Raw genomic sequence first — 16440 nt, 5'->3', positions numbered from 1 at the left:
CACGGGCGGGGTCCAGCGGTACGTGGACCCCGGGAAAGGTGGGTGGAAGCGTCAGTTCAAGGTGGGTAGCTGGACGTCGACCCGCAGGCCGCCGTACTCGGCGGGCCGGGCCGCGATGATGCCGTCATGCGCCTGCGTGATCGAGCGGGCGATGGCGAGGCCCAGGCCGGCCCCGCCGCCCTGGGAGGTCCGGTCCCGGGCGAGCCGGCGGAACGGCTCGAACAGGCCGGCCACCGCCTCGGCCGGCACGGGTTGGCCGGTGTTGACCACTGACAACGCCGGCGTGCCACCCACCACGACGGTCAGTGAGCCGCCCGGCCGGTTGTACTTGATGCCGTTCTCCACCAGGTTGCTGACCAGGCGTTCCAGCAGCACCCGCTCGCCGACGACGACCCGGTGCCCGAGGTGGGTCTCGACGGTGACCCCGGCCTCCCGGGCGCGGTCCTGGTACCCGGCCAACACCGCCTCGACGATCGTGTCCAACCGCTGCGGTATCCGCGACCGTAGGCCCTGGTCACTTTCGCTGAGCGCGAGCAGGCCCTCGATCAGGCGTTCGTTGCGCTCGTTGGTCTCCAGCAGCTGACTGGTCAGCAACTCCAACTGCTCGCCGGTGAGCGCCCGGGCCATGCCGACCTCGATGAGCGTCCGCTGCACCGCGAGCGGCGTACGCAGCTCGTGCGAGGCGTTCGCAGCGAACCGCCGTTGCCCGTCGTACCCGGCGGAGATGCGTTCCATCATCTCGTCGATGGCCCGGGACAGCCGGGCCACCTCGTCGTGGCCTCGCGGCCGGATCCGGTAACCGAGATTCTGCGGGCCGAGGTGCCCCACCGGCCCGGCCAGGTCAGCGACCGGGCGCAGGCACCAGGCCGCGCCGAACCAGATCGCCACCAGGGCGACCAGGGTCACGAGCAGCACGGCCACCAGGGGCAGCGCGAACGCCGATGGGAGGCCGGCGGCGCACACCTTCGTCACCCCGGGGACGGGCAGGCCACAGACCTGCTTCACCCCGACCCAGGTCATCGCCGTCAGCCACCTGCTCACCCTGGGCAGCACCGGCCCGGCCAGCAGCGCCAGCAGACCCACCAGCAGCACCCGGCGTCGGGGCGTCCAGCTCACGCCGTACCGCCGATGCGGTAACCGGCCTTCGGAACGGTGTGGATGATCGCGGGGTCGCCAAGCTTCTTGCGCAGGGTCATCACGGTGACCCGTACAGCGTTGGTGAACGGGTCGGCGAACTCGTCCCAGGCCTGCTCCAGCAGCTCCTCGGCGCTGACCACCTGACCGCCCGCGCGCAGCAGCACGTGCAGCACCGCGAACTCCTTCGGGCTCAACGTCACCGGGCGGCCGTCCCGGGTGACCGTGTGCCGGCCCACGTCCAGCACCAGGCCATCCTGGGCGAGCACCGGGGGCAGCGCCGGCGTGGACCGCCGCCCGAGGGCCTGCACCCGGGCCACCAACTCGGCGAAGGCGAACGGCTTGGTCAGATAGTCGTCCGCGCCGAGGCCGAGACCTTCCACCCGGTCCCGAATACCGGCCGCCGCGGTGAGCAGCAGCACCCGGGTGCCGACCTGTGAACCGGCGATGCTGCGGCACACCTCGTCACCGGTACGCCCCGGCATGTCCCGGTCCAGCACCGCGACGTCGTACCGGTTCACCCCGACCCGCTCCAACGCGCCGTCACCGTCGTAGCAGACGTCCACGGCCATCGAGAGGCGGCGCAGCCCTTCGGCCACCGTGTCCGCCAACAACCGCTCGTCATCCGCCACCAGCACCCGCACGTTTGTCCGCTCCCCCGAGTTCGGCTTGGCCCGGGATACGGTCGCAGGCCCGGGTTAAGGGTTCTGTAAGCACCCGCCGCAGCCATCCTCCACGCGAGCGTCCGGCCGGCAAACCACCGCAAGCCAGACCCTGTCGGTTTCGTACCCCCAACACACCATCTGCACGATCCATCCCCGGCGGCCCCGGCAGTCACCGGTCAAGAGTGAGCTGCGCCACAACAGGGACCACCCACGGTGCCCTCGCGCCGCCGCACCCACCCTCCCCCGTCGATCATGGAGTTGTGGTGGCCGCTGAATCCCGTTTCGCGCCTTTCGTGAGGCGCCACAACTCCATGATCGACGCGGGGATAGGGGCGAGTGCGGGCCCGAGAATAGGAGCGGGGCTAGGGGCAGAGGAGGGGGATCAGGGTTCGGATGATGTAGGCGGGGCGGCGGTAGAGGTCGTGGTCCGTGAAGTGGCGCATTTGCCAGCCGTTGGCGGCGAGCCAGTTCGCTCGAGCCCGATCGCGCCGGAGGCGGGCACGGTCCAGATGGGACGACCCGTCGTACTCGACACCGACGCGGTGTCGCCGATATCCAAGATCCAGGCGGTAGAGCGGTATCCCGCTGCTGTCCCGGACCCAGACCTGCGGCTCGGGCGTTGGCAGACCGCCGTCCATCAGCACCAGGCGCAGCTGACTCTCCTGCCGGCACTCTGCCCGAGGATCGGCGCGTGGCACGAGATCGCGTGCCTGACAGACTCCACGCAGCCGGTCGTGCCGAGCGACCTCGACCCTGAGTTCCTCGGGCTGACAGGCGCCTACGCGAAGGCAAAGGTCCAGCAGCGGCATCGCTTCCATCCGATGCAACGACCGGGCCAGGTCCACTGCGCACCTGGCGGCGGGCGCACAGGGCACCCCGACCAGCAGCACCGGGTCGCGCACCGGCAGCACCGCCTCGTGGATAACCACGTCTCGTATGCGGGGGATCCTCTCCCCTGCTGGCACAATCACGTGCACTTCAGGGCTTTGCACGTCGCCGAAGCCATGCAGCTGCGCGCCGGTGTGAAAGCCGACGACGGCGCTCGCGGGCAGCCGCTGGAAGATTGCCGCGAGCCGCCTGGCCTGGTCGGCCGATGGCGCGTAGACGCTCCGCGTCAGCCGGTGCAAACGGGACAGCTCGGTCAGCCTGCGCACTTGTTCTCGGCTGAGGCCAGCCGCGAGTAACTCCGAGTATCGATACAGAGGCGCTGCCATGCCGCAGAAATCTGCAGCACCAGGCCACCAACCCCCAACCCCGACAACACGTTCTGTGGATAACCACCCACCCTGTGCACAACCCCCGCAGCCCGCCCTGACCGTGCTAAGCGACAAGCCGATCATCCGGGTCGATCATGGAGTTATGGTGGTGGACAAAAGCACCGACGTCGCATCTTTCGCCCACCACAACTCCATGATCGACCCCGGCGGGGGCGGGGGCGGGGGCGGGGGCGGGGGCGGGGGCGAGGGCGGGGGGGCGGGGGGGATTAGTCGCAGGCTATGCCGTCGCCGTCTCGGTCCAGGTCGTAGATGTCGTTGCCGATCACTCTGATCGGTCCGCTGACGTAGGCGGGGCCGTTGCCACTCCCACCCGCGCAGTCGACGTCGCTGGCGATCGGGACGCAGCCGCTGTAGTTCGGGTCGCACTTCGACGACGTCGGCTTCTTGGTGCCTACGGCGACGACCTGGGTCACCGGCTGCTTCGTCACGGCGGACTTGACCAACTTCTTGGCCGTCCGCACCCCGTCGGTGGTGGTCACCTCGTACGTCAAGGTTCGGACGCCGTTCACGCCCTTGGTCCGGACGACCCGCTTGCCTGCGGTCAATGACGAGTCCTTGACGGTCCGCTCGCTGTACCTGATCGCGGCCTGCTCCGTCACGGTCGTCACCTGCACCACGGGCGCGGCTACCGCGTCGGCCGGGCTGGGTACGGCCGACGAGGGCTCGGCGAGCGGCGACTCCTCCTGAACGGGGGCCTCCTCGGTCGGCTCGCCGGGGGCCGCCAGGATCGGCTGCTGCGGCGGCGGCTCAGCGGCGGTGCCGGGCCGCGCCTGGTCCCCCTCGCCGGTCAACGCGCTGACGATGGCGGTGCCGGCGCAGCAGAGCAGCAGGATCGACAGGGTCACCGAGCCGAGGATCACGGCGGCCCGGCGGCCGGGGCTGGCCCGGCGGAACCAGTTCGGTTGGGGCGCCTGGCCGAACGGTGGCGGGTACGGCGACCCCGGGTTCTGTGGTGGTTGCATCGTCACGGCGATGAGTGTCGTCGCAAACACAGCGCGCAATATCCACCGTCGCGCTCGTCACCTGCGCCTTTCGCTCGACGGGGACGGGCGGTGGGCGCGCTGGCGGGCGACGAGTCGACAGACACGGCGGCCCGCCAGGTCGGCGGGGTAGGGCCGATCGTGCAGGTGTCAGCACCACCAAAAGCCGCGGATCGCCCGCATCGCACCGATGCACAGTCGACACTCCACGGCGGCGACGGATCTGTCGCGATGCCGTCAGCGGGGCCGAGTCACCGCAGGCGTCTCCACCGGCCGCGTAGCGAACTGAGCCCGACGAGCAGCAGCGCCACCGCGAACATCGCGGTGCCGATCACGTTGACCTGCGGTGGGATGCCACGCTGGGCAGCGCCCCAGACGTACATCGGGAACGTGACAGTGGTGCCGGCGTTGAAGTTCGTGATGATGAAGTCGTCGAAGCTCAACGAGAAGGCCAGCAACGCGGCGGCCACGATGCCGGGGAACACCAGCGGCAGGGTGATCCGCCGGAAGGTCTGCCACTCGCTGGCGTAGAGGTCCATGGCCGCCTCCTCCAGCCGCCGATCCATCCCGGCGAGCCGCGCCTTCACGGTGACCACCACGAACGACAGGCAGAACATCACGTGCGCGATCACAATCGTCCAGAATCCCTGCGGTACGCCCGCCGACACGAACAGGGCCAGCAACGACGTGCCCATCACCACCTCGGGGGCGGCCATCGGCAGGAAGACCAGCACGTTGATCCCGGACCGGCCGCGGAAGCGGTGCCGGACCAGCGCGAACGCCATCAGGGTGCCGAGCACGGTGGCGACCACGGTGGCGAGGAAGCCGATCTGCACGCTGCGGACCACGGCGGCGCACATGTCCGAGGTGGCGCACGGCTGCCGCCAGTTGTCGAGGGTGAACTCGTTGAAGTCGTACGACAGCCGGCTCGACGGCCGGTTGAACGACAGCGCGGCCACCACCAGGACCGGTAGCGCCAGGTAGCCGAGTACCAGCAACGCCACGATCATCACCCAGCGGTCCGCCAGCCAGCGGGACAATCTCACAGCACGTCCTCCGTCCCCGCCCGACGCAGGTAACCGAAGACCACCGCGAGGATCGCCGCCATCAGCAGGAACGACAGCGCGGCACCCTGCGGGTAGTCCAGTCGCACCAGGAACGCCGAGTCGATCACGTTGCCGATCATGTATTCGTTCGGGGTGCCGAGCAGTTCCGCGTTGATGTAGTCGCCGCTGGCCGGGATGAAGAACAGCAGCGTGCCGGCGACCAGGCCGGGCCTGGACAGCGGCAGTGTCACCCGGCGGAACACCTGCACCGGGTTCGCGTACAGGTCGGCTGCCGCCTCCAGCACCCGGCGGTCCATTCGCTCCAGGCTGACGTACAGCGGCAGCACCAGGAACGGCAGGAAGTTGTACGTGAGGCCGAGCACCACCGCGAACGGCGTGGCCAGCAGCCGGCCGTCCGGGCCGAGCAGGTGCACGTCACGCAGCAGACCTACCAGCGCGCCGTGGTCCGACAGGATCGTCTTCCAGGCCAGCGTGCGGACCAGGAAGCTGGTGAACATCGGCGCGACGACGCACACCAGCAGCAGGTTCTTCCACCGGCCGGCCCGCTGCGCGATGGCGTAGGCCAGCGGGTAACCCAGCAGCAGCGCCAGCACCAGGGCCGATCCGGCATAGCCGAACGAGCGCAGAAACTGCGGCCAGTACGCCTGCACCACGTCCGGGTAGTTGCCGAACGCCCAGGTCATCGCGTACCCGGTGGAGAGCGAACCGCTGGGGTCGTACAGGCTGGCCGCCGCCAACTGCACCAGCGGCACACCGAAGAAGAGCAACAGCCAGGCCGCGCCGGGCAACAACAGGAGGTACGGCAGGAGCCGGCGCCCCCCGGACCGGGCTGCCGGTGTCGGATGCGCCGGCCCGCTCGGAGCCCGGAGGGTCACCGCGACACACCCACCGGTTCGTCGCGCCCCGCCGACGTCCGGTCACTGTCGACGGTGTCGCGGGGCAGCAGGAACGCGTGCTGCGGATCCCAGTACGCGACGGCCTCGCTGCCGACCGCCAGCCGCGTCGACGATCCGCTGTTGGCGGCGAAGACCGACACCTCGGTACCCCAGCCGGTGCGCAGCAGGTACTGCGTGCTGACCCCCACGTAGGAGGCGTCGGTGACCACACCGGCGACGTGTTGATGCCCGGCGGGCACCTGGTCGGCGGAGCCGACCAGCATCAGCTTCTCCGGGCGTACCCCCAGGTGGACCGGGCCGTGGTCGGCCCGGGACCGGCCGGCGGGCACGGAGAAGCGGGTGCCGTGCGCCGTCACCGCGACGTCGCCGCCGACGACGGCGGTGGCCTCGCCGGCGAGCAGGTTGGACTGGCCGAGGAAGGTCGCCACGAAGGCGGTGGACGGCAGTTCGTAGAGGTCGGCCGGTGGGCCGAGTTGTTCGATCCGGCCGGCGTTCATCACCGCGACGGTGTCGGCCATGGTCATGGCCTCCTCCTGGTCGTGGGTGACGTGGACGAAGGTGACGCCGACCTCGGCCTGGATGCGCTTCAGCTCGATCTGCATCTGCCGGCGCAGCGTGAGGTCGAGAGCGCCCAGCGGTTCGTCGAGCAGCAGCACCTGCGGTCGGTTGATCAGCGCGCGGGCCAGTGCGACCCGCTGCTGCTGACCGCCGGAGAGCTGGGCGGGACGGCGGTTGCCGTAGCCGTCGAGCTGCACGAGCGACAGCATCCGGGTGACCTCGTCGTCGACCGAGCGGATGCCGCGTCGGCGCAGCCCGAAGGCCACGTTCTCGAAGACGTTGAGGTGCGGGAAGAGCGCGTAGCTCTGGAAGACGGTGTTGACCGGTCGCCGGTACGGTCGCAGCCGGGTGATGTCCCGGTCGCCGAGCAGCACCTGGCCGCTGGTCGGCTCCTCCAGGCCGGCGATCATCCGCAACGTGGTGGTCTTGCCGCAGCCGGACGCGCCGAGCAGCGCGAAGAACGAACCCTGCTCGATGGTCAGGTTCAGCTCGTCGACCGCGGTGACGACGCCGAACCGTTTGGTGAGGTTGGCCAGGCGCAGGTCGCCGCCGGGTGTCTCGCGCACCATCCTCGTCACGCCCCGATGACCTGTTGGAACTTGCCCTCGTACTCTTTCTCCTGCTTCTCGTCCAGGGTCATGAACACCGTGGACTTCGCCAGCACCGCGTCGTCGGGGAAGATCAGCGGGTTGGTGGCCAGCTCGGGGTCGATCTTCTCCATCTCGGCCTGGGCGCCGTTGACGGGGCAGATGTAGTTGACGTACGCGGCGAGCTTCGCCGCGACCGCCGGCTCGTAGTAGTAGTTGATCAACGCTTCGGCGTTGCCCCGGTGGGTGGCCTTGTTGGGGACCATCATGTTGTCGCTGTAGAGCATCACGCCGGAATCCGGAGCGACGAAGCGCACCTTCTCGTCCTCGTTGGCGAGTTGGATGACGTCGCCGGACCAGCCGATGCACGCCGCGATGTCGCCCTTGGCCAGGTCGGGCGCGTAGTCGTTGCCGGTGAACCGGCGGATCTGCCCGGAGTCGACGGCCCTCTTGAGCTTGTGGAGGGCGTCGTCGAACTGGGCGGCGGTGAAGTTCGCCGGGTCGTGCCCGTTCGACCCGAGCAGCAGGCCCATGGTGTCGCGCATCTCGCTGAGCGCGGTCACCCTGCCCTTGAGGTCGGGGCGGGTGAGCAGTTCGTCGACAGTCCGCAGTTCCTTGGTGACGTTGCCGTTGTACGCCAACCCCGCGAGGCCCGCCTGCCACGGGATGGAGATCCGGTTTTCGGTGTCGAACGAACGGTCGAGCAGCGACGGGAGCAGGTTGGCCTGCACGTTCGGGATCTTCGCCGGGTCCAGCTTCTGAATCCAGCCGAGCCGGATCATCCGGGCCGCCATCCAGTCGGACAGCACGATGATGTCCCGGTCGGTGCTCTGGCAGGCGGCGAGCTGGTTCTGCACCTTGCCGAAGAACTCGTTGTTGTCGTTGATGTCCTCGGTGTAGGTCACCTGGATGCCGGTCTTCGCGATGAACTCGTCGAGGCTCGGTCGCCTGGACTCGTCCTTGTCGTCCACGTCCAGGTACTGCGGCCAGTTGGCGAAGGCGAGCTTCTTCTCGGTGGCGGAGAGGTCCTCGCTGACGCAGCCAGCTTCGGTCTGTTGGGCGCCCTTGGTGCCGCAGCCCGTGAGGCTGCCGCCCAGGGTGAGCAGGGCGGCCGAACCGAGAGTGCCGCTGAGCAGTCCACGCCGGGAGAGGGGCCGGAGGGGAGTACGCATGACGACTCCTAGGAGCTCATCGTCGGCCGGCGCGACGGGGAGGCGCGCCGGCAGGAATGTGGGGACGGTCAAGTGTCAGGGACGGCTGCTCCCGACCTGAGGTGACCCCCCAGGGGAGCGCGCGATGACAACCGGCAGCATGAGACCCGCGGTAGACGCGTGGGTGCCCCTCGCCGAGCCTTGATCAACTCGGGTGTCCGCGCCGTCCCGGGTTCCGTGACCCCGAAGGCAGGCAGGGGTCAGTGGTTGGGCGGAATTACCCGAAGGTGGCCTCGGCGGCCGGTCTGGTGCGGGTTGTCGGGGTGGTGCTGGTCCGGCTCCGGGGGGCGGGGGGCCGGGCGGGCGGCCTCACGGACCGCTTCGGCCAGCGCGACCAGGTCGTCCGTGGTCGGCGGCGGCGGCTCGAACTCGCCCTCGTGCCGGACGACGTCCCAGCCCCGCGGCGCGGTCAGGCTGCGGGCGTGCGGCTCGCACAGGTCGTACGTGTGCGGCTCGGCGAACGCCGCCAGGGGCCCCACCACCGCTGTCGACTCGTTGTAGACATAGGTCAATGTGGCGACCGCTTGCCGGGGGCAGCCGTTACGGGAGCAGCGCCGTGGTGACCTCACGTGCGGCAGGGTATCTCCATTACCGGGTCCGGCGCATCGGTTCGCGTTGCGACACGCCCGTCATGGTGATCACAGTCAGCCGTGCGGGTCGCGCCGCGCCACGGTGGCGGCGCTGCCGCTGGCCAGCCCGGCACGGGCGCTACCCTTTGGCTCATGACGAGCCCGGAACACCGCCGCCCCGGCTCCGGCCGGCGTGCGCATCGCGACCGGCACGGGCGCGGCCTGCGCGGGCGGCTGGTGCCGGCGACCGTGCCGCTGGCGCGGACCAAGGCCGAGGTCTTCGACGACCTGGTCCTGGACACCGTCGAGACGCTGGAGCGTCGGTTCGCCAAGGAGTTGGCGGGCGTCGAGTTCGCGGTCGAGGACGTGCCACCCGACCTGAACGTCTACGACTCCGACGTGCTGGAGGACGGCGAGGTCCCGCTGGCCCGCCTGCTGCCCGGCCGCCCGGGCCGGCAGGAGGTGCCGCCACGGATCGTGCTGTACCGACGGCCCCTGGAGTTCCGGGCGATGGACCGTGAGGACCTCGCCGACCTCGTACATGACGTGATCATCGAACAGGTGGCGAACCTTCTCGGGGTGGACCCGGACGAGCTCGCCTGAACCAACCGCCGCGCCGACAGCGGTGAGTCGGGCGGCCCCCACCGCCTCGACCTCACACCGCTCAGGCGGCGCGCCGCTTCAACTTGCGCCGCTCCCGCTCGGAGAGCCCACCCCAGATGCCGAACCGCTCGTCGTGACCCAGAGCGTATTCGAGGCACTCGGTCTTGACCTCGCAGCGCGAGCAGATCCGCTTCGCCTCGCGGGTCGAGCCGCCCTTCTCGGGAAAGAACGCCTCGGGGTCGGTCTGCGAGCACAACGCCCGCTCCTGCCACTCCGGCGCGTTTCCGAGCAGGTCGGCCACCTCAAGCTGGCCGTCCATCAAATGCCTCCTTGTCGCGCACCGGCGTCATCGCCGCTGCAACCCCCCACGCGAAAGGCGTGCTTGTCCGTCCGGTCCCGTTTTGTTGCGTTCCGTGCGAACAACCCCATTCAAATTACACGCGTGTAATGCGTGCGCCGTCAAGCCAAACTTGATAATGGAGTCGCCCTCCCGACACCCCCGGTCGGCCACCTGGGCTGTCCAGCCTCGCAACCTGCCCTATCGATTCAGACCCCGGCCGAGTAACGCCCTCTCCGGCGAGTTGCCCAACTTTTCTGCCGTGGCGCTTCCCCGACGAGTCGCCGACCGGAAGGCGCCAGACACCCCCACTTCTATAGCTGATCTTGGTGGGAGACAGGTTAACGCGACGCGGCGCAGACCGCCCGTCGAGCCGCAGACAGCACTCGCGCCCCGTCCATAATGTGGACAGGCGCGGCGGCAAATCACTGATCCCAGGTCAGCCAGCGGCCCCGAAACCACTGCTCGGCCAGGCGAACTGCGCTATCGCTCCACCATGGACAGAAACCGTGCCGGCGGGCGTATTTTCGTCCCACCAGACGGTATGGATCCCGCTCGGGAGATCGGGATGGACCGCACTGTGGAACGAGCCGTCGCGCACCTCGATCCGCCGTTCACTGACGAAGACGCCGATCGTTCCAGAGTCGACGTCAGGGCCGGGCGTGACCGTACGCAGTCGACCGCTTGCGCGCCGGACGACCGGCGGCCTTCGCAATGGCCCGCAACTGCTCCTCGGTACGCGCCGACCCGTTGTCGGAGCCGGCCATCCGGGAAATGGTCTCCTCCATCAGCGTGCCGCCCAGGTCGTTGCAGCCACCCTGGAGCATCGCCACCGTGCCCTCGTCACCCAGCTTCACCCAGGAGCACTGGATGTTGTCGATCCGGCCGTGCAGCAGCAGCCGGGACATGGCGTGCACCACCCGGTTCTCCCGCCAGGTCGGACCGGGTCGGGCGATACCCGCCAGATAGATCGGCGCGTTGGTGTGCACGAACGGCAGTGCCACGAACTCGGTGAACCCGCCGGTGCGGTCCTGCACCCCGGCCAGCACCCGGAAGTGCGCCAGCCACTGCCCGGGATGGTCGACGTGGCCGTACATCATCGTCGAGCTGGACCGGATGCCCAGCTCGTGCGCGGTGCTGACCACCTCGACCCAGGCGGCGGCCGGAAGTTTGCCCTTGGTCAGCACCCAGCGCACGTCGTCGTCGAGGATCTCCGCGGCGGTGCCCGGGATGGTGTCCAGCCCGGCCTCCCGCAGCTGGATCAACCACTCCCGGACCGGCACGCCGGCCTTCGCGGCGGCCGTGACGATCTCCATGGGCGAGAAGGCGTGCACGTGCATCTCGGGCACCCGGGCCTTGATGGCGCGCACGATGTCGGCGTACCCGGTGACCGGCATCTTCGGGTCGATGCCGCCCTGCAGGCACACCTCGCTGGCACCGGCCGCCCACGCCTGCTCGGCACGGTCCGCCACCTGCTCGACGGAGAGCCGGTACGCGTCGGCGTCCCGCTCACGCTGCGCGAAGGCGCAGAATCGGCAGCCCACGTAGCAGACGTTGGTGAAGTTGATGTTGCGGTTGACCACGTAGGTGACGTCGTCGCCGACCGCCGCGCGACGCACATCGTCGGCGAGGCGGCACAACTCGTCGAGCGCCGGCCCGTCCGCGCCGAACAGCGCCAGGGCAGCGTCGGTGTGCCGGGGGTCGAGCAGCGCCGCAGGGTCGTCGGCCGCGAGCCGCAATCCGGCGGCCAGGTCACCGTCCGCGCCACTTCCGGCCAGTGCCGGGGGTACGCCCACCCGCCGCGCGGTCGCCTCCGGTGCGACCTTGCCGGCAACCTCCGACCAGTCGCCGTAGACGCTGTCGAAGTCGCCGCGCCGGTCGTCGGTGCGGCCGGTGGTGTCGATGGTGGCGTGCAGGTCGACCCGCCCGCCGAACACCTCCTCCGGCTCCTGCCACGGCCGTCCCTGCGGCACCGCCGACTCGATCGCCATCCCCGTCCCCGGGTCGGCCAGGGCGCTGACGTGCGGCAGTAGCCGTGGGTCGAGCCACGGGTCGCCCGCGCGCACGTACTCGGGGTAGATCGTCAACCGCTCCCGCAGCGTGAACCCGGCCAACTCGGTGTGCCGGGCCAACTCCTCGATCTGCGGCCAGGGGCGCTCCGGGTTGACGTGGTCGGGGGTGAGCGGGGAGACGCCGCCCCAGTCGTCGATGCCGGCACGCAGCAACAGGTCGTACTCGCCGGCGATGAGATTCGGCGGGGCCTGGATCCGGGCCTTCGGGCCGAGCAGCAGCCGGGCCACCGCCACGGTGGCGGCCAGGTCGTGCAACTCCGCGTCGGGCATGCCGCGCATCGCCGTGTCCGGCTTGGCGCGGAAGTTCTGCACGATCACCTCCTGGAGGTGGCCGTACTCCCGATGGGCCCGGCGGATCGCGAAAAGCGCGTCCACCCGCTCCGCCGGGGTCTCCCCGATGCCGATCAGGATGCCCGTGGTGAACGGCACCCCGACCCGACCCGCGTCGTCGAGCACCCGCAACCGGACCGCCGGCTCCTTGTCCGGTGAACCGAAGTGCGGGCCACCCGGCTCGGACCACAGCCGGGTCGCGGTCGTCTCCAACATCATGCCCATGCTCGGCGCGACCGGCTTGAGCCGTTGCAGCTCCGACCAGGACAGCACCCCCGGGTTGAGGTGCGGCAGCAGGCCCGTCTCCTCCAACACCGCGACCGCACAGGCCCGCAGGTAGTCCAGGGTCGAGTCGTAACCGCGTTCGTCCAACCAGGTCCGGGCCGCCGGCCAGCGCTCCTCCGGCCGGTCACCCAGGGTGAACAGCGCTTCCTTGCAACCCTGCGCGGCACCCGCCCGGGCGATGGCCAACACCTCGTCACGGTCCAGGAACGGCGCCGGCAACCGGTGCGGCACGGTGGCGAAGGTGCAGTAGTGGCAGCGATCCCGACAGAGCCGGGTCAGCGGGATGAAGACCTTTTTGGAGTACGTGACCACACCCGGCCGACCCGCGTCCCGCAGGCCAGCGTCGCGGATCCCACCAGCCACCCGGAGCAACTCGTCGAGCGCGGCACCCCGGGCGGACAACAGCGCGGTCGCCTCGTCGACGTCCAGCGCTCGCCCGTTCGCGGCCCGGCCGAGGGCCCGCCGCACGCTCGCGTCGCTCGGAACCGGATGGGTGCGATCAACCATCCGCTCACCCTATGCGCTACGCATCCCCACCCCACCGCACTCCCCTCCCGGGCTCCCACCGGCTCCCACCCCTGCCACCCCCGGTTGATCATGAAGTTACTGCCCCGACACGCCGTGCAACCGGGCAATAACTTCATGATCGACGAGAGCTGAGGGTGGGGGCGGGTGGGCAGGGGGGGTTAGCGGGGTGGGTTTTCGCCTGGCTTCAACTGTTGGGTGCGGTCGGCGTCCGGGGTCTCGGGGTGGGAGATGACCTCGGTCGGGTCGGCGGAGGGGCGCGAGATGGCCTGGGTTGGTTCCGCGGAGGGGTACGAGATGGCCTGGGTGGGCTCCGCGGAGGGACGCGAGATGGCCTGGGTGGGCTCGGCGGACTGGCGCGGAATGGCCTGGGTGGGGTCGGCCGACGGGGGCTGCCCGAACGGGGGCGCAGCCGGGGCCGGCGGCGCCGACTGGGGGGCCGGGTTCACCGGGGGCGCGGACTGCGGCGCGGCCGGGAACGGCGGCGCGGACTGCGGGAACGGCGGGGCCGACTGCGGAGCCTGGAACGGCGGCGACGTCTGACCGTACTGGCCGGCCTGCGGGTAACCGCCGCCCGGCTGGCCGGGAGCGGGCCACCCACCCTGCGGCTGGCCACCGGGCTGACCCGGAGCCGGCCAGCCGCCCGGCTGCTGCGGCCAGCCGGGCTGGGGCTGGCCACCGGGCTGGGGCTGGCCGTAGACGCCCGGCTCGGGCTTGGGTCGCGGCACGTAGTAGTGGGCGCGCCAGATGGTGTAGACCACCCAGGCGGCGATCGCGAAGATCACCAGCCAGGCGAACCGGGTGAGCACACCGAGCAGGGCGTCGAGCACCTCGGCCTCGGCCAGCCGACCCACCGTCCAGATCAGCATGGTCAGCGTGCCGAACAGGGCGCTGACCGCGTACTCAATGAGAGCTACCTGCGTGATCAGCTTGGCCTTCGCCAGCACCGGCGAGATGTGCGTGGCCAGCAGCACCGCCAGCAGAGGGAGACCCACCGACTCCACCCCGATGAACGCCAAGAAAGCGCCACCCGCGCGGTCGGTGAAGGAGGTGTAGTCGTTCGGGGCGATCAGCCGAAGCAGGCCCACGAAGAGGAACACGGCGTTGGCGCCAAGCAACGCGAGCGCCGCGAGCTCCCGTAGCGGCTTGGTCAGCTGGCGGGCCTGCGACGCGTCAGCGGACGCGGGCTCGGCGGGGCTGGTCACGAGCTCCCCCTCGGGGCGTGTAGGTACGGACATGGCGCACGTGAGCCTAGTCTCGCCGGCCACCGACGGATCGGAGGCGTCACGTGCGCGAGGATGGTCGACATGCGCATCGTGGTTCTGGCCGGCGGCATCGGCGGCGCCCGGTTCCTGCTCGGCGTCCGGGCGTACGCCCGGGACGTCGGCGCGGAGGTGACCGCCGTGGTCAACGTCGGCGACGATCTGTGGCTACACGGGTTGAAGATCTGCCCCGACCTGGACAGTGTCATGTACACGCTCGGCGGGGGTGCCGACCCGGAACGGGGTTGGGGTCGGGTCGGTGAGAGCTGGACGGTCAAGCAGGAGCTGGCCGCGTACGGGGCACAGCCGACCTGGTTCGGCCTCGGCGACAAGGACATCGCCACCCACCTGGTCCGCAGCACCATGCTCAACGGCGGTTACCCGTTGAGCGCGGTCACCGAGGCGCTGGCCAGCCGCTGGGAGCCGGGCGTACGCCTGTTGCCGGCAACGGACGACCGGCTGGAGACCCATGCGGTGGTGGAGGACGACCAGGGTCAGCGGGCGATCCACTTCCAGGAGTGGTGGGTGCGGTACCGGGCCGACATCCCGACTCAGCGTTTCGTGTTTGTCGGTGCGGAGACGGCGAAGCCGGCACCGGGGGTGCTGGACGCGATCGCCTCGGCCGACCTGGTGCTGATCGCGCCCAGCAACCCGGTGGTGAGCGTCGCGCCGGTGCTGGCCGTACCGGGGCTACGCGAGGCCGTGGTGGACGGCCCGGCGCCGGTGGTGGGTGTCTCCCCGATCATCGGCGGCGCGCCGGTGCGGGGGATGGCCGACCGGTGTCTGGCGGTGCTCGGTGTCGAGTGCAGCGCGGCGGGGGTGGGTCGGCTCTACGGCGGCCGGGCGAGCGGCGGCCTGCTCGACGGTTGGCTGGTGGCCGAGGAGGACGCGGGCACGGTGGTGCCCGAGGTGACGGTCCGCGCGGTGCCGCTGCGGATGACCGACGAGGCGGCGACGGCGGCCATGGTCCGCGCCGCGGTGGAGTTGACGTGAGGTTGGAGATTCTGCCGGTGCTCGGCATCGGCCACGTGACCGAGGGCGACGACCTGGCCGCGGTGATCGCGACCGCCGCGCCGTGGCTGCGCAACGGCGACGTGTTGGTGGTGACCAGCAAAATCGTTTCCAAGGCGGAGGGGCGGCTGGTCGACGTGCCGGCGGACGGGCCGGAACGGCTGGCCGCACGGGACGAGGTGCTGGCCGGTGAGACCGCCCGGGTGGTCGCCAGCCGCGGGGCGACCCGGATCGTGCAGACCCACCACGGCTTCGTGATGGCCTCGGCGGGGATCGACGCGTCGAACGTGGACAAGACCCAACTGGTGCTGCTGCCGGTCGACCCGGACGCCTCGGCGCGGGCTCTGCGGGACGCGCTGCGGGAGCGCTTCGACCTGGACCTGGCCGTGATCATCAGCGACACGATGGGTCGGCCCTGGCGCAACGGGCTCACCGACGTGGCGCTCGGCGTGGCCGGGATGCCGGCCATCCGCGACCACCGGGGCGAGATCGACCCGTACGGCAACGAGTTGCAGTTGACCCAGATGGCCGTGGTGGACGAGCTGGCGGGTGCCGGCGAGCTGATCAAGGGCAAGTGCGATCAGGTCCCCGTCGCGGTGGTGCGGGGCTACCTGCCCGCCACCAACCCGGACGACGCCGGTGGCGCGCGGGCGCTGGTCCGTGACGCGGAACAGGATCTGTTCTCGCTCGGTACCGCCGAGGCCCGCGCCGCCGGGCTGTCCGACGCCGCCACCCTGGCCGACGGTCCCGGCCCGACGCCGGCCGACCTGACCGCGGTGCGACGGGCGATCGACGCGGTCGCCGAGGTGGTCGCCCCCGGCACGGTCTTCACCCTCGTCGACGAGGCCGAGGTACGCGCCGGTCTGGTCGCCGAGATGCCCGGGTGGCCGGACGGCGCCGCCCTCCTCCTCGGCTCCGCTCCGACGCCCATCGAACCGATGGGCCTGGTCCGCTTCGGGGCTGACCTGCACCGACTGCGCGTCGCCCTGGCCGCCGAGGGCGTCGGGTCGACCCTGCTGCCGCCACCGCCGGGCAGCCCGGCGAGCGCCGCGCTCGCCCTGTAGCCCGGCT

Annotated in this window: 15 protein-coding genes; 3 read left to right on the top strand and 12 right to left on the bottom strand. The window is 70.6% G+C overall.

The genetic code is table 11. The annotated features are described in order from the left end of the window. Positions 1-51: 51 nt before the first annotated feature. The 9 genes from EV382_RS30205 to EV382_RS30165 all read right to left on the bottom strand — a co-directional run bounded on the left by EV382_RS30205 (position 52) and on the right by EV382_RS30165 (position 8944). Positions 52-1116 (bottom strand): sensor histidine kinase, encoded by a 1065-nt coding sequence (locus EV382_RS30205; protein ID WP_244236857.1) that lies wholly within the window; start codon positions 1114-1116, stop codon positions 52-54. Then, positions 1113-1778 carry a response regulator transcription factor gene (locus tag EV382_RS30200; RefSeq protein WP_130407480.1) on the bottom strand — a complete coding sequence of 222 codons (666 nt, stop codon included), beginning with the start codon at positions 1776-1778 and terminating at the stop codon, positions 1113-1115. The genes EV382_RS30205 and EV382_RS30200 overlap by 4 nt, the downstream gene beginning before the upstream one ends. Before the next feature lie 383 nt (positions 1779-2161). Continuing rightward, positions 2162-2953: a DUF559 domain-containing protein gene (locus EV382_RS30195; RefSeq protein WP_244236856.1), complete on the bottom strand. Its 792-nt coding sequence runs from the start codon at positions 2951-2953 to the stop codon at positions 2162-2164. Positions 2954-3282: 329 nt separating this feature from the next. Next, entirely contained in the window at positions 3283-4038 is a 756-nt protein-coding gene (locus EV382_RS30190; protein ID WP_208758664.1) for a G5 domain-containing protein, read from the bottom strand. 269 nt (positions 4039-4307) lie between these two features. Beyond that, positions 4308-5102, bottom strand: a complete 795-nt coding sequence (locus tag EV382_RS30185; protein WP_244236855.1) for an ABC transporter permease — start codon at positions 5100-5102, stop codon at positions 4308-4310. Further along, a complete protein-coding gene (locus EV382_RS30180; protein ID WP_130407474.1) occupies positions 5099-5998 on the bottom strand; it encodes an ABC transporter permease in 900 nt (299 codons plus the stop codon). The genes EV382_RS30185 and EV382_RS30180 overlap by 4 nt, the downstream gene beginning before the upstream one ends. Next, positions 5995-7146: an ABC transporter ATP-binding protein gene (locus EV382_RS30175; protein WP_130409335.1), complete on the bottom strand. Its 1152-nt coding sequence runs from the start codon at positions 7144-7146 to the stop codon at positions 5995-5997. Before EV382_RS30175 ends, EV382_RS30180 begins: the two co-directional genes overlap by 4 nt. Positions 7147-7151: 5 nt before the next feature. Further along, positions 7152-8336, bottom strand: a complete 1185-nt coding sequence (locus tag EV382_RS30170; RefSeq protein WP_130407472.1) for a polyamine ABC transporter substrate-binding protein — start codon at positions 8334-8336, stop codon at positions 7152-7154. A 239-nt stretch (positions 8337-8575) separates the two neighbouring features. Beyond that, a complete protein-coding gene (locus EV382_RS30165) occupies positions 8576-8944 on the bottom strand; it encodes a DUF3499 domain-containing protein (protein ID WP_130407470.1) in 369 nt (122 codons plus the stop codon). 153 nt (positions 8945-9097) lie between these two features. On the opposite strand from EV382_RS30165, the gene EV382_RS30160 reads away from it, so the two are divergent. Beyond that, positions 9098-9547 carry a metallopeptidase family protein gene (locus EV382_RS30160; protein ID WP_074316962.1) on the top strand — a complete coding sequence of 150 codons (450 nt, stop codon included), beginning with the start codon at positions 9098-9100 and terminating at the stop codon, positions 9545-9547. A gap of 61 nt (positions 9548-9608) precedes the next feature. Here EV382_RS30160 and EV382_RS30155 read toward each other — a convergent pair whose 3' ends face one another. From EV382_RS30155 to EV382_RS30140, 3 genes are all read right to left on the bottom strand, one after another. Further along, positions 9609-9866 carry a WhiB family transcriptional regulator gene (locus EV382_RS30155; RefSeq protein WP_007455784.1) on the bottom strand — a complete coding sequence of 86 codons (258 nt, stop codon included), beginning with the start codon at positions 9864-9866 and terminating at the stop codon, positions 9609-9611. Between the two features lie 668 nt (positions 9867-10534). Continuing rightward, positions 10535-13078 (bottom strand): bifunctional FO biosynthesis protein CofGH, encoded by a 2544-nt coding sequence (locus EV382_RS30145; protein ID WP_130407468.1) that lies wholly within the window; start codon positions 13076-13078, stop codon positions 10535-10537. A 179-nt stretch (positions 13079-13257) separates the two neighbouring features. Continuing rightward, positions 13258-14301 (bottom strand): hypothetical protein, encoded by a 1044-nt coding sequence (locus EV382_RS30140; protein ID WP_130409333.1) that lies wholly within the window; start codon positions 14299-14301, stop codon positions 13258-13260. Positions 14302-14403: 102 nt separating this feature from the next. Between EV382_RS30140 and cofD the strand changes: the two genes are divergently transcribed. Both cofD and EV382_RS30130 read left to right on the top strand, forming a co-directional pair. After that, positions 14404-15351, top strand: coding sequence for a 2-phospho-L-lactate transferase (gene cofD, locus EV382_RS30135; RefSeq protein ID WP_130407466.1), 948 nt, complete (start codon positions 14404-14406; stop codon positions 15349-15351). Beyond that, a complete protein-coding gene (locus tag EV382_RS30130) occupies positions 15348-16433 on the top strand; it encodes a coenzyme F420-0:L-glutamate ligase (RefSeq protein WP_130407464.1) in 1086 nt (361 codons plus the stop codon). The genes cofD and EV382_RS30130 overlap by 4 nt, the downstream gene beginning before the upstream one ends. Positions 16434-16440: the final 7 nt, after the last annotated feature.

It is taken from the genome of Micromonospora violae, assembly GCF_004217135.1.
Classification (GTDB): domain Bacteria; phylum Actinomycetota; class Actinomycetes; order Mycobacteriales; family Micromonosporaceae; genus Micromonospora; species Micromonospora violae.
This window is presented reverse-complemented; position numbering and strand designations above follow the sequence as displayed.